This is a genomic window from Bacillus sp. BC05(2025) (genome assembly GCF_056725905.1).
In genome coordinates this window covers 166,688-189,710 of sequence record NZ_JBWYRA010000005.1, presented here as the reverse complement: position 1 = coordinate 189,710, position 23,023 = coordinate 166,688, and the positions used below count along the sequence as shown (strand labels likewise).

Below are 23,023 nucleotides of genomic sequence, written 5' to 3'. Positions count from 1 at the left end.
ATATATAAATTTCTGAGTATACTATATAAAAACGTGTAACTTTTGGAGGAAATAATGAAGATTCAAAGTATAGTTGTACAAAATTATCGTTCTATTGGAAATACCCCACCCCTAAAACTAGATCTCGGCGAAATAACCGTGCTTACTGGGACAAACAATTCCGGTAAAACATCCGCTCTATTAGCATGTTATTTAAGCACACGGATTATTAAAAATAACAGGATTCAAGAGTCTCAAACTTTTAGACGGCTAGCCGCTTTAGAGGGGAGTAAATTTTTTGATGAAGATAAAGGGGCAGTTGCAGAGGAACAATCTGTTAGATTGGAAGTTCAACTTACACATACTGAAATTAGCAACATAATCGATGTTAAGAAAAGAGAATTAGAAAGATATCTCTCAATGCTAAATAATATTAATTTTAACATCACTAGCGAAACAGTATTACAGTTCTTTGAACATATAAAGATAACTCTTAATATTTCATTTGATCTTATTGCAAACCTTTTTAAAGAAATAGGTGATTTTGTAGATAAAGAAGCATTCAATTCCTATTGCTTCAACTTTTTCACTTATAATGTAGAAAGAAAGATTAGCATATTTCTAGAATTTACAGAACTCTTATATGAGTTAGTTATTAATCATGCTTTGCGGGATTTTGTCCAGCATCTAGACGCTTTATTTATTCCTAGTAGCACAAGAGATAGGCTTTTAAATCTAAATTTGGAGTCACTAGACGTTACTCAAGAGGCCACATCTGAGTTAGTTGAGTTTTTTAAGGAGATAAGCACAGAGGAGAAAAGAAGAAACGGTGAATTCAAGAGATTTTTTGAATATTGTCGAATTTTATTCCCAGACCTAGAAAGGATTGAAATTGATACCCCGGTTCATGAATTCATTAAAGAAGATTTATTCCTCTCTTGGACTAAAAATGAACTAATACAAAGACACCCATTAAGTAGAAGTGGTGCAGGTATAACAAATGTTTTATACATTATATCTAAACTAATTAAAGAATACACTAACTCAAGTATAGTTTTCATTGATGAACCTGAAAATGGTTTACATCCAAAATTACAAGTGAGATTTATAACTTTACTAAAAAAACTCTCCAATGAGTTTGGAGTAAGAGTAATAGTTTCCACGCATTCACCTTTTGTTATGCAGAGATTAAAAGATACAGATAAATTGTATTTGATTGAACATAATGGAAAACAAACAACTAGTCGGCTTATTGAATTTGAAAAGAAGGAAGAAGCTTTTCACGCTTTAGGCGCTTACCTTCCTTTGTCATTGACAGCTAGTGGGGTTATTTTTGTAGAGGGACAAACTGAAGTAACCGTATTAACTATACTTTTAGATAAAGCAGGGTTAAATATTGAAAGAGCCGGGCTTCTTATAATTCCTTTAGGTGGAGAGAATCTATTCGCCATTCCACCAAGAAATCTAAAGAAAATTCATAATAAAAGTATGGTTATTATTGATAGTGATTTGCCAAAAAGTATAGAAAATGGAGGAAACATTAGATCATCGAAGTTACACTATGAGCAGGATTGTAATACTGCCGAAGTAAACTGTATCTTATTAAAAGAGTATCGTACTATTGAAAATCTTTATCCAAAAGAAATTCTTGCTAAAGTTCTCAATACCGATGTAAGCGATCTAACTTACAGTAATTTCGATATAATTTCCGAAATACCCGATCGTAATAAAGTCAACATAGGGAAAAAAGTTGCAGAGGAAATGTCGAAAGAGCAAGCTTTAGATTTTCCTTTAGTAAATAAAATAATTGAATGGTGGAATAGTTAAACCGTTTATTTATTTACAAGAAGCTTCTATTAGGAAGCTTCTTGTAAATAAACATCATTTCAGCTAATAATTTTTGGAAAAAAGGTATGAGTATTTATCACCCGTAATAAAACAAGCTTCCCCTAACAATTAGTTTCTTCACCAAGATTACTTTGTATCCTACTTTCTTCAGTTCTTATTTTGTATAGTACGGTCTTGGATTTTCATTTAAAGCGTTGCATATCCAAATTTCATATCTTCTTTTTTATTTTATGTCGCACAGTATTAATCTCTTTTATTACCTTGATATTGATTTAATGCATTATAAGTATTGGTACTATTCGATTTTAGCAATCGTTACAGCATAAAAAAGACTAGGTCAAGTAACCTAATCTCACTCGAATACTGATTATTAAGTCTTCATTTTATTTTATAATCAATATATTTAAATATTTATTAATTCTCACTAAACGTAACAATGGCTAGCCTATTTAAAATTTGTAAGGTATGAGTAACTGTTTCTTTTCTTATCCTTGCATGCTTGCCAAATTTTTACTAGCTCATTTGCACCCACTGTTGTTAACATAGCACCTTCCGCAACAGCACAAGCAATCAATATATCAAAAAAGCTCATTCCTGCTAATGATGTTGCAGTAAGTGTAGAACCGACTGATTGAATTGATCGCAAAGTCAACCTCCCAAAAGCTTCTTCATACTTTTTTAAAATTTCATCTCTTGTCTTAGTTATCTCAGGTATTATTTTTGAAATTACTGCCTTATCTAACTCTCTATAATAGTCATTAGTAGATTCACTAAGAATTATTGTTGATGAAATTTCTGCTATTTTTTCTCTTAATCGATATAATTCATTTATATTCTCTTTGCGATAAGCAATCAATTCTTCTATAGAACGTTTTTCTAACTCCGATTCAGGAATTAATTTATCTAAAACTATGTGAGATAGCTGTTGAAATGGTAACTCTCTCGGCAAATCAAAGTCTAGGTATTCCAACAAGATATGATTACTTTTCACCTCATTCATTGCTCTACTTGCTTTATTTAACAACATTCTGTCATGAATCTTACTATCAGTAAACGGAGTGTAGCCGTTCATTGAACTTAGCAACAAACATTCATTTATTCGTAGTGAGGATGCTAAAGGAAATGGCACTTCACATATATCTTTCCCCATACGTGTATTCTCTAAAATAATATATCGTAAAACCTCTGGTATTAATTCATTTCCAGTTGACTTCTCAACATTAAATAACTTTTTTGTAGTAGTTGTAGATGCAGAATTTAAAGCCATAAACAGCTCTGCTTCATCCTCTTTAAACATGGAAGTGATTTCCTTGAAAAAACTTGGAGGTATCCTATCTTTCATAACAGCCCAAAAATTAGAACTGTAGCCACCCAAAGCAATTTTTATAAAACTATCATCTAAAACATCATTTAATACACTAAAGGATAGTAGTTCATCATTGTTTTTAATCAATTCTGCAGATTGAATAATTTTTACAACGTTCTCTTTAATTAAAAAATCATAAGTCTCTTCTATTTCCTCTAACTCTTCCCCGTAGATTAGCTCCGACATCAGCTCTTTTCTAATTAAAGTTGACTCTGAGTCTAAAAATGCTATTTCATCAAAAAGTAAGACCGACTTCTTCAAAGTTTGTAAACTTAATGCTCTTGAATAAGGGTAGTATAAACATTTTACACTTGCATTCACTACAAAAATCCTCCTATTAATCTTTTCTGCATTTAGTATGCTAACTCAATTATTAAATTAGTATACTATTATTTTATATTAAAATTAAGATCCCATATATAAATATTCCCTTCTTATTTATTTTTGCACGAGTGCAATTATTGAGTATGCTACGTACTACGTACCTATTAGATGCTTGACAAAAGGATTATATGTAAAAATAAATTACCACAAATACCATTCATTCCAATATTTCACTAACGACACATTATGATAAGGCTTTCAAAGATTAATTCATTCCAAGATAGTAAATAACTATTCCTCCTATTATTGTAGTTATAAGTCCTCCTATTATACTACTCGCTAGTGGATGAATTAACCAATTTGTTAGCCCTCTTCTCAATTTTGTTTTGTCCTTAACAAGTTCTTTATAACTGTTAGAGCTTAACATCTTATCTACAATGCCTTGATGTGTTCTGTGCCATTGTTCTTGAAGGTATGAATCCTCATCATCTGTCAGAATAAAACCTCTAGATATGTCGGGGCGACTAGCTTGGTTTTCTATAATCCCTTTTGGTGCTGGATTTTTTAAATAGTATAACATTATAGAGACAAAAGCTTCTCCAACTCTTATTTCTATTTGTGATGACGTAGGATTTGAGACCGCCACTAGAGAAAGCCCATACCACTGAGGATCTAATGTAGTTGAAATATGTCCTAATCCTTTAGATACTAGAGACACCCTAGGATGATATGTACCTCCTATACGTCTAGATACCCATATAGCCTCTTCCCCAAATATACATACAGTATCATTAGGAGGAATTATTATTTTATTATTAACAACTGCAGATTTTTTATCAGAAACCCTCCATGCATGTTTGCTAGCAGTAAGATTTAATGAACTTCCTTTAACATTCTCTAATTTTAAAGGGTAGATTGCCAAATTTTTAGCTTTAATTAATTCTCTTTTTATATCATTGTTACTTAGCAACATTTTAATTCCTCCTACATTGGATAAAAAAATCCCCTCTATAACTTCTAATATAATTACAGAAAAACTAACATACAACAGTCTTATTTTAACACAAAATAAAATATTCAGACAATTACTGTAACTTTAAATATATAATGGCCAATTATCAGCTAGTGTTTAATAATTTTCATATCATATCTTAATTTTTATTTACCATAAATTTATATAACTAGTCAGTAATAACTTTGAAACATTCTATTAAAATAAATAGTAATTAAGGTATAATAAGTAAAATGAAAGATTTTAGATACATTATCATACCAAAGAACTTTTTATTTACTCATAAAATAATGAATTTATACCTGTAAATTCAATTAATCGAAAGGCGGTAGATTATATGAAACCTTTAGATAGAAAAGAAAGTGGTAATTTAGGTGAATCCCAAGTGTTTGCTAAATTAGTTTCTTTAGGTCACACTGTAGAATACGCTGAAGCTCATAATCAAGAAGGATACGATCTAATTATTTCAGATACTCAAAAAAAGATTGAAATAAAACATATTCAAAGAAGCGGATCCGCTTCTCGTGATTCATTCATATTAAAAGAAGCACAGGCTCAATTAAATGCATTTGATAATCTAATATTACTTGTCAGTGATTATAGTATTAATAATTCGACGTACTATATTTTTTCTTACCAAGAAATTCAAAATATTATTTGGAACAAGAAAACATCAAGTGGAAACTTTACGTTTAACCTAAATAAAGATGGTACAAAACTAGCTGGTATAGACCTTTTACCATTCCAAGACCAATGGCAAAAAATTAAAAATTAATGTCATAATGTAGCTATTCATTCTCTAGCCAATCTATTATAAATTTTAATAACTATGAAATATTTAAAATTCATAACTCTTTATTCCAATTCAACCACATCCCAATCTTTACAAAAATCAGAAAAAGGCAACTAATTCTTTTAAAAGAATTAGTTGCCTTTTTAATAAATTAAAAGACATGGCCGTGGCCAGCGTAACACGTGTTCAAAAACTACCTAAATCACACTTTGAACTTTAACTATTTCCTAGAAAACAATATATTTCAATGCTATTTTTAACTTTTCCTTGTTACTTCAGACACCGTACTTCATTTCTACCATTTATTAAATGCTTTTTCAGCACACTAAGACTTTCTTGAATATTGGTTAAATCAACTAAGAAAACTTTTACTTTTAATTCGAGTACCTCGTCTTTATACGATTTATAATTAATATCAGTATCCTTCATTCCCTCATTTAACGGGTATAATAGACATATTTCTGATGCCTCATATTTCTTTGAGTAAGCATACATTTGATACATATCAGCTTGTGATATACCATAATTTCTATTTGGATTATCAACTAGCTTTTTCCACTTCGTGTCTAATATTACCCTACTACCATCTTCACGTATAATAACAATATCTGGTCTTAATGCAAACCTTTTAGGACTATTAAACAAATAGTACCCCTTATCCTGAATTGATACTTCCCACATAAGATCACTTAATACTTGTTTTAGGTTTCTAGCAACATATGCTTCAAAAACTTTTTCCATCGGAAACAATAGCGCTCTAGCATTTGTCTCTCCAGAAAAGGTCGTAAAGCTCTGATTTATCAAGAAAACTTTAGACCACTGCATTAGCGTTTTATAATCTTTTGTGTTCCTATCAATAACTACTTTTGAAAAATCCTTTTTATAATTAATTGAAGGTTTTATCTTTTCAAAATTAGGAAGCAACTGCCTAATTCTTTTTATATTGGCTGCACTATTAGATAGCTTTTGTAATTTTAATAATGTTGACTTGATTAATCGATTTTCTGGTCGGTTTATTCCATACTCGTCATACTCCACATAGAATCGTTCTTTATGTACTTGATTTTTCTTGATTTGTTCCTGAATTATTAACTTCCCTTTAAAATAATTTACATTATTTACTACAGGAAAGTACGATGAGCGAATACCTTTTTTTATTAATTCTCTTACTTCCTGGATATACATATTAATAAAAAGCTCATACAGGTTCATTTTATCTACGTTTAGATTAGCATCATTAAAAATCTTACTGGGAAAGTCTTTCATACTTCGGATCATTCTTAGAAATGTTTTCTTTGTATCCTCAAGTCCACTATTTGTAATCTTGGGAAGAATTTGAACCTGAAAACCATTCTTCATCTGAATTAATCCAACATAATTCCTTGCTTGAATTATTTTCCCAACATTTCTCCGCATACTTATTCTTAGAAAATTTGCTGAACTTGTTTCTTCGTTCACATTTAAGGTCAATATAAATTTTTCTAACTCTTGAAAAGTCTCCTCATTTAAATACTTATAAGAGTCATTATTTTCATAATCCTTATTGCAGGTTATTGAATCGAATTCACAAACCTCTAATAACTTATTCATTTCTTCACCATGCTTTAATAGATTTGTTTATAGCTATCTGCCCTATAAAAAGCTTCTGTCTGAATTTCATATTTCTTTTCTGGTAAATCAATATCTGGATTTCCTTTAAATATATTCTTCAGTTTAACTTCTGTATCTAAAACAAATTTATTTATATTATCTGTTTTGGCATTATCCCCAAGTACTAGCTGGATCTTGCTATAGTCTTCATAAAAATACTCTTGTAATAATGGTATAATATCATTTAAAAATATTTGTGCTAAATTGTGTATAGATTGCTTTTCTTCTCCAACCAAAGGAGTAAAAAAGGCATGTCCAATTGTATGCTCTCTATCATACAGGAATTCTATTCTTTCATTCATCACTTTTAAGATGGCTGGAACATCAATTCCTTCTATTTCGAGAATACCTAGTTCTTTAAGTATTTTAATGTCGGGCATCATCTCAATGAATTTAAATCTTCTCCTTAATGCTGTATCCATTAAAGAAATAGATCTATCTGCTGTGTTCATTGTCCCAAGAATATGTACGTTATTAGGGACCCCAAACTCCTCCCCTGTGTACGGTAAAAGTGCAGTAGCCTGTTCTGATGCTCCAATTCTCTTTGTTGACTCAATCAGTGTAATTAACTCTCCAAATATTTTTGAAATGTTCCCTCTGTTAATTTCATCGATTATAAAGACGTATGGATCAATATTTTTTTCTACATTAATCTCTTTAGTACTCGTATACTTTTCTATTAAGTTAATTACCCCTTCAATATCCATCTTTCTTAATGGATATACAGTTTTCCTATCCAATTTTGTATTCTTGTTTAGGGCATATACTTCTTCATTAATATTAGTAGCAATCCACTTCACTTTTCTTTTCCTTGGATATTTTTTATCGGACTCATCAAATTCATAAGGGCCGTCAATAATTCCAATTGCATCAATGGTAGTGTTACTTCCTTGAATAAATACAATATCTTCTTTTTGCATTTCCTCCTGAAAATTCAGCAGAATTCTACGTACTTTATCATTTAAATTATCGGTTTGTTCAGTGATGAGTTTATCCTTCTTAGCCCATCCAATCTTAATATAATCATTCTGAAAACATTCTTCTTTGAGTTTAGTTTGTCCCGTCCCTTCAAGAAGTACATTCCACACAACAGGGTGCTTACGTATCTTTAAGGAAGGTGCTTGTACTCTAACCTTTTTAGCCTCTTCACAAAACTTTTTAAATACCCCAGAAGTATATTCATATTTTAAATCTGATATGGAATCTTCATCTTGTTGATTAATTACCGGTTTTATTCCTTCAATAAATTCTTCATATCCGTACGATTGATGAAATGTTGTAAAAGCAACTCTTCCTTCTTTTTTTAATATTTCATAACGACTCAGTACGTCTTTATAAGGCATTTCTTTTAATGATTCAATACTTTTTTTATCACAAATAGCAACTGCGTATAAAACCGTATTATACGTTTTACCTGTTCCAGGTGGTCCATAAAAAATTTGATTTTTTGCAAATTTCACGCCCTTACTCCCCCTTTGTGATGAATTTGTTTTTTGCTGTTTAGTTACCATATTGTACAATTGAGATACTAGTGAACCATCATCTCCATCTGTCAGCAATCTCGTTGAAATTCCTTGCAAAAGCCCCTGCTTATACTCGACAGGTTTAAACAAGCTATCTGTAATATCAATTTTCATGTACTGTTCCCCTTGCCACGTACCTAAGTGTTGAATCACTTCTTCACCTTTTAATCCAGCTTCATTACATGCCTCTCGAATGGCTATTAAGGAATTCTTATCCGGCATCATCTGTACTTTTTTTGCCCTCTCAACATTTGCACTTTGTCGCGAAACAGGTGTAAAATCTTTATCTAAAATAAATAAATTACCTTTTTTATCACCAATATAATAAACACCTCCTATTTCATAGGCACGCTCAAACGTTATTTTTTCTTCCCTCTGTAATTCTTCAATAATTACTCCAACTTTTAAAATCCGTTCTATCTCAGCCAAGTTCTCACTTGTAAAATCTTCATCTAGATATCTCTTAAATCCCTTAAGAATTTCAAACATTTGAAAGGGTAACATAACAGTGTCCCTTTTTCTGTTTTTATTGCTATGTTTATACCTGTAACAAATAATCGGATTTTCTATAATTTCTCTAACAACTCCCATATGTGTAATCATTGGCGAAGATGTAACTTTTCCCTTTAAATCTTCGAATATATAATCACGAATAGAAGCTCCTGTTACCAGGTAAACCCTATCCCCAACCACTTCTTCTTTTACATTTCCGTTATCGCTTTGAGACTTTGTAAGTTTAGTAAGTGATCTAGGCCAATAAATTGTTTGGGATTTTACAAAGATTTCATATTCCCCTATTGTATTTGAAAAAACAGCAAATTTCTGTTCCATAAAAATTCCGACTCCATTCTAACTAAACTGAGTATTATATTGCCTTTATCATAAAAATAATTACAAATGAATTTCTCTCTTATTCCATTATTGTATCATTTGTTTATACTACTCTTATGAAATATATTAAAATGATTTTTTGTTAAAAACCCATGAATTATTTACAATTCGGTTTCAGATGATAAATGAAGCTGATAAAAAAGCTTCAGAGAAAGGAGCTTTAAAATAATGAAAAAATCTCTATTAATTTTTGCTATTGTCACAGGTTTTTTATCTTTCAGCTTCAGTAACACTACAAACTTACAATCTGTATCAAAAGAAAAAGTAGATTTTGTTCAATATGCACATGGTGAAACTATTTAACATAATGAAATACTAAAAAAGTTATGTCATTACCCCTTTACAAGGCATAACACAAATAATTATTAACAAAATAAAAAGAACCTCATATAGGTTCTTTTTATTTTCTGTATAAAGTTTTATAAGACATGCTTTAACGTTACCTTTTCAGCATACAGTGGTATTCTATGTCCTTAAAATTATAACAATAACTTTTCTACACCTACTCCATCCATTAATAACAGTTTCAAAGAAGGTGATATTTTAATTGCCTCTTCGATATCTAAATCTCCAAAATTCACCATATACAATCCGAATCCTTCTTTTCCATTTGCATATAATAGCACTTTCCCACCTTCATCATCACCAATTGCAAGTGAGTTAGGTATATATTTTTGGATATTATGAGCTTCATTCATCTCTATACAACCCGCTGGACTCCAAATACGGATATATATTTCATTATTTACATTAATCTCCGCTTCTGTACAATGTTGAATTATCTCTAGATAATCTGAGGGAACATCTATTGATGAAAAACCTTGTAATTCTTGAATCGTTTCTTTAGTTGCTGGAGGTTCTTGTGTTTCTAAAGTGAAAACTGCATTTAAGTTCTCAAGTATACTCATTAATACTCAATCCTTTTATATTTTACTTTTAACTTATCAAGCATTCTATATTGTTGTTCTAAAGTTCCTCTAATAGTTTCTTTAGAAAATCCCGCTTTTTCAAAATCAGAAACTATATTCTTTAATTCCTCTTGTAAAGAAGAACCCCATTTTCCATTTCCTAAACCTACACGTTCATCACGTCTCAAGTTCTGCGCATTAGTAATAATAGTATGTGGTAACCCCTTTCCCGTTTCAATCGTCACTGTTGGTGCAAGTTTTGGATCATATCCATATTGACTTAAATTTGCTTCCGCCCATTTCCCTTGTAAACCGTGATGAGATTGTAACCTTCCTCCATTTGGACCTTTCCCTTTTGGTTTAGGCATTGATTGTATATGCGTTTTATTAAAAAGCACATAATTCGACTCAGCACCCTTTATAGTTTTAACAGCACTAGCTGACATCTTTACGCCTAATAGATAAAAACTTGGCCTATCCTATAGCGATTGAAGAGTTGAAGATAGAGAAAAAGATGCCTGTAGGCATCCAAATAAGGCGGGTAAAATACCTTAATAACATTGTAGAGCAAGATCATCGTTTTATTAAAAAGAGAGTTCGTTCAATGTTAGAATTGAAATCTTTTCGTACAGCTAAATCTATTCTTTCAGGAATAGAAGCGATGCATATCATTAAAAAAGGCCAACTTATTTTACGGGACAAGTCTGTCCAAAATCAAATGAAGTTTATTCATCAACTATTTGGAATTGCTGCATAAGAATAGATTCTATTAGGAATCTATATACCTCTTTCAAATAAATGCAATCTTTGCACCAGAACCGCTTTAATAGCCAACTAAAAAATGCAAACAAAACGACCTTTAATCAGTTGTTTTGTTTGCATTTCCTTTTTCTAATACCACAGAAAAGATAAGTACTATAGTTAACACTATAATAAAACTCACTTCACTTCCATCATTTTTAAGAAATGGATGGGATTAATTCAATTACTAGTTTAAATCGATACTTATTTCTGCTGACACTCTTATTAGACAACTATATAAAATTACAGAACTAATTATACCAATCCCTGCAAATATAACTGTGATAAATTGAAGTGAAAATATTTCTGATAAGTACCCAAGTACTAAGGTTAATACTATTTGTATCACACCTTGAATTAAATCGGATATCGTCCCGACTCTACCCATTTTTTCTACTGGAACATTGTTTTGGAAAAAAGTTGTGAATCCAATTGAAGCAAACGTCAAGAAAACCCCAATCATTAAGAAACTGATCCCGGCCATATATATATTAGAAGATACGTAGAATAGCATATATCCTATAGCACCTAATATACTACCTAAACCAATGTAATGCTTTAAAGAAATTTTTTTATGTGTATATACATTAAAAATAGATCCTAATATAGAGCCAATTCCGGCGATTGTTACTAAAAAACCATATTCTTCATTTGTAGATTCTAAATGAAATTTAATATAGGTTGCTTCTTGTGAATCTAGGGCATAACAGATAAGCGTTGCAGAATAGAAAAGAATAAATAACATCATTAATTGTTTATTATCTCTAAAAAAAGACATTACATAATGAAAATCATTTAAGACAAATGGCTTTTTATTTTCATTTGTTAATTTCGAATTTATATTTTCATTGTTAGGAATGATGGATATACATATTGCACAAACCAAAAATAATATACTAGTTATTAATATACATATGTTTACACTAGTAGATGCAACTATAATACCTGCTAATGCAGGACCAGTTAGCATAGCTCCTGAATTTACTGTACCCATAATAGCATTAAATCTGTTTCTGTCCTTTTGCTCAATATTGTTTACTATAAACACATTCGCTGCTGGGGTAAAAAAAGATGTCCCTATTCCCATAATAAGTGTAAGGAAATAAATTAACAAAATATCTCCTGTGAAAAATATCAAGAAAACAATTAAAAACCTGAAAATGTCAACACTTACTAAAATTGTTTTCTTGTTATGTGAATCTATGATACTACCGCTCCAGAGATTAGTTAATAACCTTGCTGCTGGGACTATTATATAAAATATAGCAATAGCATACGGGGAATTTGTTATTGATAATATCTTAAGGTTGATTGCGATCAAATACATCCATTTACCAATATTGGAAAAGCCCATACCGATTATGTAAAAAAAAATCAATTTAATTTTCAAAACTAAAAACCTCTCTAATTTTATTTAGGAATTAGCTAAAAGGCGCATAGCATAGTTTTTTACTTTTGTTTTGATAACTTATTATCTAATTTGATTCTAAATTATTCTCAAGAAAGCTGAAGATTTCCTGTATTTCATTAGTATATTTATTTTTCATATTATAAAAAGGATTTGAAATTATTGAGAAAAATTGACATAAAGCAACATTTACAAACCAATATTTATTTAGTACAAACAGCTTTTTATAGTCATGAATGATCCAATCTAAATACCAAGCAATTTCATTATCGTTTTCAAAAGCTAGAGATCCCATAAAATTCGGAACTATATCAATTGAATAGGAATTTTGCTCTAATAACTTGATAGTTAATTTTTTAGCAACTAATTCATTTTTTATCAAATTGCTTAAATTTTGTTTTTCTACATTTATTCCACTTAATTCATTAATTAACTTAGAATAAGAATGCATCCAATGAAGATGTCTAACTTCCATTTCTTTATCTACGCTACGATGCTTTAAATTATTATTTTCTAATTCACTTTTTAAATACTCATTAGTTATTCTCTTTACATTTGATAATTTGTATTTCAAATAGGTTATAATTGTTTTATCTTCATTACTTACTACCGGTATGTTTGGCTTTTTTATAGATAATTGTTTTTCTTCACTTGAAATAACTGTAATATTTCTTCTGAAAGGTAATAAATAATTAGATTGAAAAATTGAAAATAAGTTTTTTAATATAAAATTTTGATGTAATTCACCATCTAATGGGTTTAAGTGTGTAGGAAGCCCCCATGTATTAGTTATTATCATACCTTTTTCATGGAGTACAGATTTTATTTCCAACCAAAAATTGGCGCCACACATAAATTCGGGGCAACCATCTTCTGTATATACATCTACGCAAATTAAATCAAATTTCCCTTTTACTATTGTTTTTATATCTCGGGCATCACCATTAATATATTCTATATTTATATTAGGAAATAAATATTCATATATTCCTTTACAAGCGCGTATAATATTAGGATTGATGTCAACCACTGTAATTTCAGCTTCTGGTAAAGTGCTCAATACAGATCGTATTGCTGAACCAAATCCTAGTCCCAAAATTAGGACCTTGTTACCATTTGATATATATCCAGCCAGTCCAAAGTCATCAGGTTGGTTTCCTGTATATATCGAATCATTTTTTAAAAGAGACTGTGGTGAATTTAAGAAGAAAGTATTATCGCTGTATAAAAAATTGGAAGAATTCACCTTGTGTCACCTCGATAATCGCCTCTACTCATATCTACTCCTTTTTGAAAACTATCTGTAAAATTAGAATTCCAGAGCAAGGAACCCCATAATTCAGCTCCCCTTAAAGCTACTTGACTAAAATTAGTATCACGAGCATCACTATGAGTTAAATCACATCTTCTCAAATCGGATGAGCTAAAATCTACTCGGTGTAGGTTAGTAGACGATAAATTAGCTCGTTCAAAGCTACTAAAACGAATAATACTATTTTCCAAATTGGCTTTTTTTAAATTTGCACCTGAAAAATCAGAAAAGCTGAGATTAGTGTTGGTTAAATTGGCTTTTTGTAAGTCCGAACCAGGAATTTTTATATATGATAAATCGGTATTAAATGCCTTTCTCCTTAAAAAATCCCAAAAATCTATACAATCTATATAATTAACCTCACTTAAAACAGCTTTATTCAAATCTTGTTTTATTAAATTATCTGAATTGCATGTAACTAGATAAAGAACATCTTTAACTTTTTGATTTAATTCATTTAATCCTTTGAAATTCAGAAAAACCCCATGTTCGTTTTCATTACCTTCACTTTCATATTTTTGGAAGGTTAAGTAGAAAGCTCCTTTTAAACCCGGTGCATAATTTTCTCTGATATTTTCAATTAATGAATTCATTCTCTCTCCCCCTCTCATTTTCACATTTTCTCATCAAAGAAAAAATTATGTGTAATTCTTGAGTTTTCTATATTCTCACCGAAACCGTTCATACCTGCGTGAAATAATAAATCCCCTCTTATTAAAGCTAGCCTATTATATTTAGGCTCTACATACGTTAACATTTCCCATTTATCAAGATTTGATTTATCTTTGTGAATAACTTCACCTTCAAATTCCTGAAAATCCTCATATCCTAATTTTCTGCATTCCCAATTATCAGGTTTACTACTAAAATTTGTATCTTTATGACGGAAGATACCTAGTCCACAATCTAGATTAGGATCAGGGGTTAAGAATACCAAGCCAGCCCAATTTTTTAAATCTAGATGAACGTTTGTCTTAACAGAAGAATGTTTAGTCATTATTCGAAAACTCCCAAAAAGATTAGGCTCTACTCTTATTTCTTTTTTTATAATTTCTTCAAATCTATTCTTTAACACGTCTTTATTAGCATACATTTTAGAACTGTGATAGCCTGGATAATTATATTTTGCACCACTATTGTAATCAGCATTTATCGCCAATTCCCTTATAACATCTGGATTAGTATAAAAATCGTCAATTATATATATTTTTTTACCCATAATATCTCCTTAGAAAAATATAAGTTAAAGTTCATTAAAGAAAAAATTTTGTGTAATCCGACCATCTTCAATGCTATTTCCAAATTGTTCTGTTATCGCATGGAAATATTTTGATCCTTTAAACAAGACTAAACGATTGTATTTAATTGGAATCTCATATATTATATCCCATTTATTAAGGTTTTTAGAAATAGGCATAACGTATTTAGCATCAAAATCTTTGATATTATCGCAACTAAATTTCTCTTTTAAAACAAAATTACTTGGGCTCTCATCTAGATTTAATTCTTTCATTCTATAGATACCTAGATTTCCTTTTATGTTTTCATTTAGGCTTAGATAAACTATAGCCGTCCAGTCAACATTCCAATCTAAATGTATCTTAGTTCGAGCATCATCATCCACTAGAGAATATCTAAATTTACCATAAATAAACTTATCAGGTTCAACTGATATTTTTTTGTTTAAAATATTCTCAAATTCTTCTGTATGTCTATCAGTATAGTAACTTTTTTCACTTTCTTGTCCAGGAAAATTCCTTTTGGCATCAAATTTAGGATAGTTAGCTGATAGTGCTAATTCTCTTATAGCATCTGGATTATTATAAAAGTCATCTACAATAAAGATATCTTTATCTAAGTTCATAATTTATTAACTCCTATGAATATAAAGTTAGGGATAGTTGAATAATTGAGCTAGTCCCCCTTTTAAAAGAGGAAAGCTACTTATTTATTGATTTTTTTGATTCTAGTTACTTAAATGAATGCATTGTCAATTTCTTTTTGTTCTTCGTCAGAAAGTTCAGCACTATTTCCTGTAGACTGCATATTGTTAGGAGAATGCATTTCAAACATCTCCGTATCAAATTCCTCAAGACCATTTAATTTGTCTGCCATTAATATCCCCTCCTTTCTTATACCCAACTATCCCTAAATTTATATTCATTTTTTAGATAAAAAAGTGTAATTAATAGTGAACCTATCTTTATTTTGAACCGGAGAAACTTCATGGAATGATGATTGACTAAATTCTAATCCAGAAGCCGAGTTCCCAGTAGGATGGAAATTGTGGACGAAGCTATTAGGTTCTGAATGACTATAAATATTTAACAATCCATTATCTTCTATTGACCACTCACTATCTATATATGTAATTATTCGATGTGTAAAACCATACTTTAATGAATGAGGATTCTCATGATAATCATTATGAATATCTGTAAACTGACCTGGAATTAACTTATGAATAGTAATATAAAACGCGTCATTAAAAGAAGTATTAAAGTATGATTCTACAAATTTTAATATTTCGCTTCTGAAACTATCAGTAAATAAAAAATGAAGCTCTGGAGGAGTATTATTCTTTGATATAGGCGACATGGACTGTTTATAAAATCCACCTTCTATATCCACAAATATATCTGTTGTTTTTATCCATTTCTCTAATAAATTAAATATTTCATCATTGTAAAATTTTGGGGAATGAAAATGTAAATATGGGTCTTTAAATACATTTACATCTTCGTAATTAATATAAGCACCCATGATTAGGCCTCCTCCTTTTAAAAGAATAAAAATTCTAAATATTCGTTATTAAACATTTTATTACAGAAATAACCATTTGTAAACATTTTTTGTAATAAAATGGGTCAAAAGGAAAATACAGGTTTTGTTATGGGGTTTTCTAAGCGAAATTAAAATGTAAGAAAAATGATTCAGGGGGCATGATGCATAAGATATTTTAAAAGGAAACAGTTCAAGAAAGATATTATTTTGGTAGCCGTCGGCTATTATTGCCGTTTTTCTTTAAGTTATCGTAATGTATCTGAAATACTGGAAGAGCATGGAGTTTCCGTTCAGCCAACAACAATCATGCGTTGGGTTCATGAATATGGAAATTTGATTTATCAAAATTGGAAGAAGAAAAATAAATCAGCACATTTCGTATGGCATTTAGATGAAACCTACATCAAAGTTAAAGGAGATTGGTGTTATCTCTATCGTGCGATTGATCAAGAAGGGTACACCTTGGATATCCAACTTCGTAAAACAAGAAATCATCAAGCCGCCTATATGTTTATGAAAAGCATACGCTCTTTTATGAAGGGCAATCACAGCGTTTGACTATTCAATCCTAACGAATAAAATCATCTTATGTGTAGTTTTATGAAGTTTTTATGCTTCAGTAAGTTGCATCAAAATGGGATTAGACCCTATGCATACAAAGTTAGCAGTAGTCGGTGATGTAAATAGAAGCGGTTCAATCGTTCTAGCCGCAACTCCACCCTTAAAAGCATTGCATGTAAAGAAGAATGTATGTTTTTGTATTTAAGAATGTAAATCAGACCGTATTTGGTACTATGGAACATTATCCCTTATATTTTTCATTCCTACTGCTACTTATGTTATTTCTAAATCAATATGTTCATAATTAAAAAAGAGGGTGCTCGCAGCTCCCTCTTTTTTTAGATAATTAAATATGCTCTCCATGATCCATAAACACTTGAATAGTTTCATTTTGTGATACGTCGTTTACATTAGTAAGACCAAAAGTAAAAACAGCAGATAACATCATCATTAATAAGATTGCTTTTTTCATTTTAGCGCCCTTCTTTCTATACTCTTTTTGTCTGCATCTAAAGCGATGTGTAAATACTTGCTGGCTTTTTCGTGATTTTCTGAATCATAGAATATGTTACCTAAAAGATAAGCATATTCTTTTACCCAATCATATAATTCTTCTCTTTCAAAATACGAAATACCTTCCATGACCACCTTTTCTAATTCTTCTTGTGGTGCATAGTTATGTAATGCTTTTAAAATTTGAAAATGATGACGATAACATAAGTCACTAATCTTATATCCATTCTCAATATATTCATTAGCATTATGATTGTGACCTAACTTAAAATGTTCTCTTGCTAAAAGAAACATCGTTTTAGCGTTGTTTTCTAGTGATTCCTCTAAATGCTTAATTGCTAACTCTGACATGTTTTGACTTGCATATAAAAGACCTAAATTGTGCTTTACACGTTTAATAAGACTTTCATCATTAGATTTTTGGAAAGTACCCAATGCTGAAAGTAAATATTCTTCTGCACTTTCGAAATCACTTAAGCGAGTGTGTGCCATCCCTAAAGTATTCAAACAAGCAGCAGTTTTTAATTCATAACCTGGACTAATTGAAAATACTTCATTTGCCTTCGTAGCAAATTGAACTGCTAGGATTGGTTTCAATATGTGATAGTAATGAACTGCAAGCCAATAATTAAATTCAGCTTTTTCGATTTCATCATGCATGTACTCTAAATACTTTTCAGCTTCTTCAAATTGTATTCTTGCTTCACTATGGTTTGCTGTATTAGTAGCATAAATTGCTTTAAATAAATGATGATAGTACTCTAAAAATGTTTCTGTAGGCTCTTGTAATGGCTCAATTTTATCCAAAATATCTTTTGAACTATCCATATCACGAATTAACAGATTATACCGCGCATTCAATAAAGCATAGTAGACTAATATTGTTTGGTCTTCCTTAATATTATTGATTTTATCTGCAATCTCTTCTTTTATTTTATTAGACTGTAATACACGTTGTGAAATTATAGCTTGATACCAGTCGTTTAATAATTTTGTGATTTCTTCTTTAGAAATAATTTCAACATTCATATACGCTACCCCCTTTTGTTAAATGTTACCACAACATACTTGTTTATATAAATCATTTTTTGAATATTAAAACTTGATAAACTTTTTTCGAATACTTATATTAAACCGTTTTAATTTCTGATTTAATAAAGTTTCAAATAAAAGTATGCTATACATAATATTTCACAAATTTTTTACAAGGGATATGCTATAACGTTTGGGATTGAATGCATTTATAAAATTAGCGACAAAACTAAATGATATTTGCAATCCAATCCCAAGAAAAATAGATTTACCTATTGCCATAACAAGATGTTTCTTTCGTATCTTAACGAAATGTTGAAAGAAATAATCTCTCACCGATTTAAACACGATAAACACAGCTATCAAAAGCATAAAAACTGATGACATATGAAATCCATCTACCTCGAAAATACCCCACTTTAAATAATTATCTGTTAATCTTACCCATCCAATTAGTACAACAGTTAACATGATACACAAGTAAGCTTTAATTGAATAGAAAACATATTTTGAATAACTTTCCTTAAAATTAGTATCAGTATCCCTCAATCCCTCGTCTACCGATTTTAATATCCATATTTCTTTAAGTACACGTATATATGATTTGATTTTATACGAAAAACCATGAGCTATTAACAATTCAGTTTCTGATAAAAGACGTAGATCATACGAGTTGGTGTATCTTGATCTAGAATACATTACTCAGTCTTTTTTATTAGTACAAGATATAAATCGTCAGTTTGAATTATATAGTTGAAAAGGAATGCTAATAAAAAGGAGGAAGAAAATGATGAACTATCAAGAAATATTCCCCTCATTAAAAAAATCTCTTTTTATCTTCATGTTTTCTCTCAGTATGTTAATTTTCACACTTCCAGTACCAACCTTTGCACAATCCAATAACAATGAAAATTCTGTTATAAATTACTATGTATCTCCAACAGGTAACAACCTCAATCCCGGCACATTAGATCGACCTTTTGCTACCATTCAAAAAGCTGCTAATGTCGCAAAAGAAGGAAGTATAATCTACATAAGAGGCGGGATTTATAACCAAAAGGTTCGTACAACTCATTCTGGTGCCTCAGGAGCACCTATTACTTTTCAAAATTACCAAGACGAAAAAGTAATCCTTGATGGTTCCACAGTCAAGTTAGAGGATGATGGGTTATTTACAATAGAGGACAAAAATTATATCCAGGTAAAAGGATTAGAGTTTCGCAATTTAAAATCAACAAAAGTTAATGAAACCCCTATTGGTATTTATATTACTGGAACAGGAAGTAATATCGAGATTAGAAATAATTATATTCATCACATTGAAGCAAATGTAAAGAATGGAAATGCACACGGCATTGCTGTATACGATACTTCATCTAGTGCACAGAATAATTTAAATCATATTGTCATCGATAATAACGAAGTAGCAAATTTGAAATTAGGATTGAGTGAAGCAATTGCTGTGAATGGGAATGTAGATTCTTTTGAAGTTACCAATAACAAAGTACATGATAACAACAACATTGGAATTGTTCTGATTGGACATGAAGGCGTATCTCCAGTAGCCGCTTTAGATCAGGCACAGAATGGAGTTGTTCGTAATAACATTGTCCATCACAATTCATCCATCAATAATACGAGTTATAATGAATATTCAGCTGATGGCATTTACGTAGATGGTGGGAAGGATGTTATCACTGAGCAAAATCAAAGCTATGAAAACGACCTCGGTATTGAAGTAGCTAGCGAACATGCAGGAAAAGCGCAAGCCGTATTACTGTTAGGGACAATACGATATCCCATAATATCATGAGTGGCATTGCAATTGGTGGTTATGACAGTCAGCAAGGATATGCGGAAAATAACACAATTACGAACAATGTTATATATAAAAATGATACAAAAGATCGAGAGAGTGGCCAAATCGAATTAAATTATGATACCCGTAATAATTTAATTACCAATAACCAAATCTATGCAAGTAATAGCCTTATTTTTATTAGCAATAAATTTAGTAAAAATACAGGAAACAAACTTGATTACAATCAATACTATGGTGAGTTTGATCAGAGTAATGGCTTATGGCAATGGAAAAGAAAAACGTATAAAGAATTTTCACCTTATCAAGCAAGTATGAGTCAAGAAGGAAATGAACAACATAGTGTATTTAGCAAATTATTCTCTCCGTTCAAACTAAATTCAAAATAAAACAAATCTACTAAAACTTCTCTATTTCCGCCCAGTATCTCTCCCCTATAAGACAGAAATTAAATATAAGCCAAAATCAAATGAGTAATTAGATAACTGGTAATTTTTATTCTCAAGTAGACAAGCATTTTGGTTAGCAACAACATTCGATTATAGGGTTAATGATTGATACGAGGTACAAGAAAAAGACCCAGCTAGTTAATTACTAGCTGGGTTTAGCACGTATTGAGGTAACGGATGTCCCTCAATAGACTCCATATACATTTCAGCCAATCTCAATCTATCAATTAACTGTACATTTAGTTCTTCAGCATACAGCCTTGCATTTTTCGAAAAGCCACCTGCCAATACAATATAACCACCTCTTGCCCCTCTTTTTGCAATATGATTATGCACCAGGGCAATTGTTTTATAGGACATGTCGCTACACAAATATTTCACCTGAATAATATAACACATGGAGTTGCATAGCCGAACTCATGCTATCAGTAAAATGATATGTGTCGTCAAGAACATGACGCTAAAACATATGGACACAACGAACTTTACGGTATGGTGATAGTACCTAAACGGTCTGTCTTAAGAGTGGTGATGGAATACCGCAATCTTGCACGTCAGCAATACGAGAACTGGACTTCGTCTTTGATAGCAAGAATCCCACTGATGTTAAACAGCTTCCCTCTTTAGGGGGATTGTCAAAGCAGCCTTATCAAAATACTTTTATGAATGTTTTGTGGATGAATTACTCTACTTTCAAATAAAAACATTTTACCCATAAAATAAATAAACCTCAACACGTTGTGCGTCAAGGATTTGTGAATCTTAGTATAGAGACATATATTCCGCACACAAGTTCCCATTTGTTAACTTGCGTGCGGAATATATCTTTACTTATCAAAAGCTTTCAATATATATTAAAATTAAACTAACATTCTTCTTCAAATGAAATCCTTTCTTATTCTATATTTGTGGGTGAAGTGTAGGTATTCTTTTCATTGCTTATCCATTATTATTTTTCACTCCACTTTAATAAAGTTTTCATTTGCAGTAATATAGAATGTTTGACCGTTACTATTATGGACTTTATATTGCCAAGAACCACTAACCATTACCTTCTGATCAATAGAAAAACCTAGTCCACTTTGCACTGTACCGTATACATCTTCATCAGACCAAGAAGGTTTGGAATAAAATCTTAAATCATTTACTTTAGAAACCAATCGACTCTTTTTAACAGTCTCTTCTCGATTCAAGTGAATATATGAAGAATCATAATAAATCCATTGTTCCCCTCCTAAATTAAGCCAATCTCCCTTTTTATCCCATACTCTGTATGTTTCACCCTTCTGTAATTTACGAATAATACTATGATTTGTGGATGGTCCAAGACGAAGGTTAATATTATAACCTTCAATATATACAACTGACATATCTTTTTGAACCTCTTCAGCTGGTTTCATAGTAACCTTTACATCATTCCCATAATATGCTTTCTTTACATCTGCACGAAATTGCCTTTCAGAAATATTATGACTTCTTAAATAGTCAAGTGGGTCTGTATGAGTTGTTCCTCCTAAATATTGCTGCACATCATTATGAGTCCAGAGCCCTTTATCTACATCAATATTTCGATCACGAAGAATTTTTGCTAATAACTTTACATATTTTTCATAAGCAAGTTTAAACTTCGATGGATTACTAGTCTCACATAACTCCACATGAACAAATCTCTTATTTGCAGCTGGTCCAGCACCGTAAGCGATATATTTTGTATCTGCGATTTGAATAGTTTCATCCCAATCTACTGCATAATGAACAAAAGCAGAACGCCATGTACGAGACTCATACCTTTGAATATTAATTGCTGGCGCTTCTGGTGTTGCTGTACTATGTGCTACAACGCCCTCATATGCGCCTACACCGTTTCGGTACGCTTGTTTCGGCAAGTCTTGGATAATTAGTATTCTATCGGCAAAAGAAGCCGTAGCGAACGAAAATAAGAGTAATAGAGTCATGAATAATGAACTAAATAGTTTCAATGGTTTTTTCATTGTGTATTTTCCCCTTTTGCCCAAATAAAAAGAGCACCGTCTTTTGACAATGCTCTCCT

General features: G+C 30.9%; 18 protein-coding genes and 5 pseudogenes. 6 read left to right on the top strand and 17 right to left on the bottom strand.

Annotated features, from left to right (window positions below; translation table 11 throughout):
• Positions 1-54: 54 nt before the first annotated feature.
• Positions 55-1,806, top strand: coding sequence for an ATP-dependent nuclease (locus tag ACZ76X_RS18480; RefSeq protein WP_479851299.1), 1,752 nt, complete (start codon positions 55-57; stop codon positions 1,804-1,806).
• Positions 1,807-2,272: 466 nt separating this feature from the next.
• Here ACZ76X_RS18480 and ACZ76X_RS18475 read toward each other — a convergent pair whose 3' ends face one another.
• Together ACZ76X_RS18475 and ACZ76X_RS18470 are read right to left on the bottom strand one after the other, a co-directional pair.
• The gene (locus ACZ76X_RS18475; protein WP_479851298.1) at positions 2,273-3,514 is read right to left on the bottom strand and encodes a hypothetical protein; all 1,242 of its coding nucleotides are present in this window, start codon (positions 3,512-3,514) and stop codon (positions 2,273-2,275) included.
• Positions 3,515-3,782: 268 nt separating this feature from the next.
• Positions 3,783-4,490 carry a dCTP deaminase/dUTPase family protein gene (locus tag ACZ76X_RS18470; protein ID WP_088058181.1) on the bottom strand — a complete coding sequence of 236 codons (708 nt, stop codon included), beginning with the start codon at positions 4,488-4,490 and terminating at the stop codon, positions 3,783-3,785.
• 376 nt (positions 4,491-4,866) lie between these two features.
• On the opposite strand from ACZ76X_RS18470, the gene ACZ76X_RS18465 reads away from it, so the two are divergent.
• Positions 4,867-5,304 (top strand): hypothetical protein, encoded by a 438-nt coding sequence (locus tag ACZ76X_RS18465; protein ID WP_479851297.1) that lies wholly within the window; start codon positions 4,867-4,869, stop codon positions 5,302-5,304.
• Between the two features lie 288 nt (positions 5,305-5,592).
• Here the strand turns inward: ACZ76X_RS18465 and ACZ76X_RS18460 are convergent, their stop codons facing one another.
• The 4 genes from ACZ76X_RS18460 to ACZ76X_RS18445 all read right to left on the bottom strand — a co-directional run bounded on the left by ACZ76X_RS18460 (position 5,593) and on the right by ACZ76X_RS18445 (position 10,740).
• Positions 5,593-6,912 carry an McrC family protein gene (locus ACZ76X_RS18460; RefSeq protein ID WP_479851296.1) on the bottom strand — a complete coding sequence of 440 codons (1,320 nt, stop codon included), beginning with the start codon at positions 6,910-6,912 and terminating at the stop codon, positions 5,593-5,595.
• Between the two features lie 14 nt (positions 6,913-6,926).
• Entirely contained in the window at positions 6,927-9,326 is a 2,400-nt protein-coding gene (locus ACZ76X_RS18455; protein WP_479851295.1) for an AAA family ATPase, read from the bottom strand.
• Between the two features lie 539 nt (positions 9,327-9,865).
• Complete coding sequence (locus ACZ76X_RS18450; RefSeq protein WP_479851294.1) at positions 9,866-10,294, bottom strand: SMI1/KNR4 family protein; 429 nt, start codon at positions 10,292-10,294, stop codon at positions 9,866-9,868.
• Complete coding sequence (locus tag ACZ76X_RS18445) at positions 10,294-10,740, bottom strand: hypothetical protein (RefSeq protein ID WP_479851293.1); 447 nt, start codon at positions 10,738-10,740, stop codon at positions 10,294-10,296. Before ACZ76X_RS18445 ends, ACZ76X_RS18450 begins: the two co-directional genes overlap by 1 nt.
• A gap of 11 nt (positions 10,741-10,751) precedes the next feature.
• On the opposite strand from ACZ76X_RS18445, the pseudogene ACZ76X_RS18440 reads away from it, so the two are divergent.
• Positions 10,752-11,051 (top strand): annotated as a pseudogene (locus tag ACZ76X_RS18440) (DDE-type integrase/transposase/recombinase); the annotation flags it as partial.
• Between the two features lie 231 nt (positions 11,052-11,282).
• Here the strand turns inward: ACZ76X_RS18440 and ACZ76X_RS18435 are convergent.
• The 7 genes from ACZ76X_RS18435 to ACZ76X_RS18405 form a co-directional block, all read right to left on the bottom strand.
• Entirely contained in the window at positions 11,283-12,485 is a 1,203-nt protein-coding gene (locus ACZ76X_RS18435; RefSeq protein WP_479851292.1) for an MFS transporter, read from the bottom strand.
• Between the two features lie 85 nt (positions 12,486-12,570).
• On the bottom strand, positions 12,571-13,749 hold the full coding sequence (locus tag ACZ76X_RS18430) for a spermidine synthase (RefSeq protein ID WP_479851291.1): 1,179 nt from the start codon (positions 13,747-13,749) through the stop codon (positions 12,571-12,573).
• Positions 13,746-14,408: a pentapeptide repeat-containing protein gene (locus ACZ76X_RS18425; protein ID WP_479851290.1), complete on the bottom strand. Its 663-nt coding sequence runs from the start codon at positions 14,406-14,408 to the stop codon at positions 13,746-13,748. The genes ACZ76X_RS18430 and ACZ76X_RS18425 overlap by 4 nt, the downstream gene beginning before the upstream one ends.
• 20 nt (positions 14,409-14,428) lie before the next feature.
• On the bottom strand, positions 14,429-15,034 hold the full coding sequence (locus tag ACZ76X_RS18420) for a DUF6445 family protein (RefSeq protein ID WP_479851289.1): 606 nt from the start codon (positions 15,032-15,034) through the stop codon (positions 14,429-14,431).
• Positions 15,035-15,058: 24 nt separating this feature from the next.
• The gene (locus ACZ76X_RS18415; protein ID WP_479851288.1) at positions 15,059-15,679 is read right to left on the bottom strand and encodes a DUF6445 family protein; all 621 of its coding nucleotides are present in this window, start codon (positions 15,677-15,679) and stop codon (positions 15,059-15,061) included.
• Between the two features lie 110 nt (positions 15,680-15,789).
• Complete coding sequence (locus ACZ76X_RS18410) at positions 15,790-15,930, bottom strand: hypothetical protein (protein WP_479851287.1); 141 nt, start codon at positions 15,928-15,930, stop codon at positions 15,790-15,792.
• Positions 15,931-15,975: 45 nt separating this feature from the next.
• A complete protein-coding gene (locus tag ACZ76X_RS18405) occupies positions 15,976-16,578 on the bottom strand; it encodes a 2OG-Fe(II) oxygenase family protein (protein WP_479851286.1) in 603 nt (200 codons plus the stop codon).
• 186 nt (positions 16,579-16,764) lie between these two features.
• Between ACZ76X_RS18405 and ACZ76X_RS18400 the strand changes: the two are divergent.
• Together ACZ76X_RS18400 and ACZ76X_RS18395 are read left to right on the top strand one after the other, a co-directional pair.
• A pseudogene (locus tag ACZ76X_RS18400) lies at positions 16,765-17,130 on the top strand (IS6 family transposase); the annotation flags it as partial.
• Between the two features lie 13 nt (positions 17,131-17,143).
• A pseudogene (locus tag ACZ76X_RS18395) lies at positions 17,144-17,344 on the top strand (Y-family DNA polymerase); the annotation flags it as partial.
• A 162-nt stretch (positions 17,345-17,506) separates the two neighbouring features.
• On the opposite strand, the gene ACZ76X_RS18390 reads toward ACZ76X_RS18395, so the two are convergent.
• On the bottom strand, positions 17,507-17,632 hold the full coding sequence (locus tag ACZ76X_RS18390; protein ID WP_332282339.1) for an aspartate phosphatase: 126 nt from the start codon (positions 17,630-17,632) through the stop codon (positions 17,507-17,509).
• A complete protein-coding gene (locus ACZ76X_RS18385) occupies positions 17,629-18,702 on the bottom strand; it encodes a response regulator aspartate phosphatase (protein WP_479851285.1) in 1,074 nt (357 codons plus the stop codon). Before ACZ76X_RS18385 ends, ACZ76X_RS18390 begins: the two co-directional genes overlap by 4 nt.
• 793 nt (positions 18,703-19,495) lie before the next feature.
• Here ACZ76X_RS18385 and ACZ76X_RS18380 point away from each other — a divergent pair.
• Positions 19,496-20,913, top strand: a pseudogene (locus tag ACZ76X_RS18380) (right-handed parallel beta-helix repeat-containing protein).
• 198 nt (positions 20,914-21,111) lie between these two features.
• On the opposite strand, the pseudogene ACZ76X_RS18375 reads toward ACZ76X_RS18380, so the two are convergent.
• Positions 21,112-21,366: pseudogene (locus ACZ76X_RS18375) on the bottom strand (restriction endonuclease); the annotation flags it as partial.
• 563 nt (positions 21,367-21,929) lie between these two features.
• Positions 21,930-22,964, bottom strand: coding sequence for an N-acetylmuramoyl-L-alanine amidase (locus ACZ76X_RS18370; RefSeq protein ID WP_098346248.1), 1,035 nt, complete (start codon positions 22,962-22,964; stop codon positions 21,930-21,932).
• Positions 22,965-23,023: the final 59 nt, after the last annotated feature.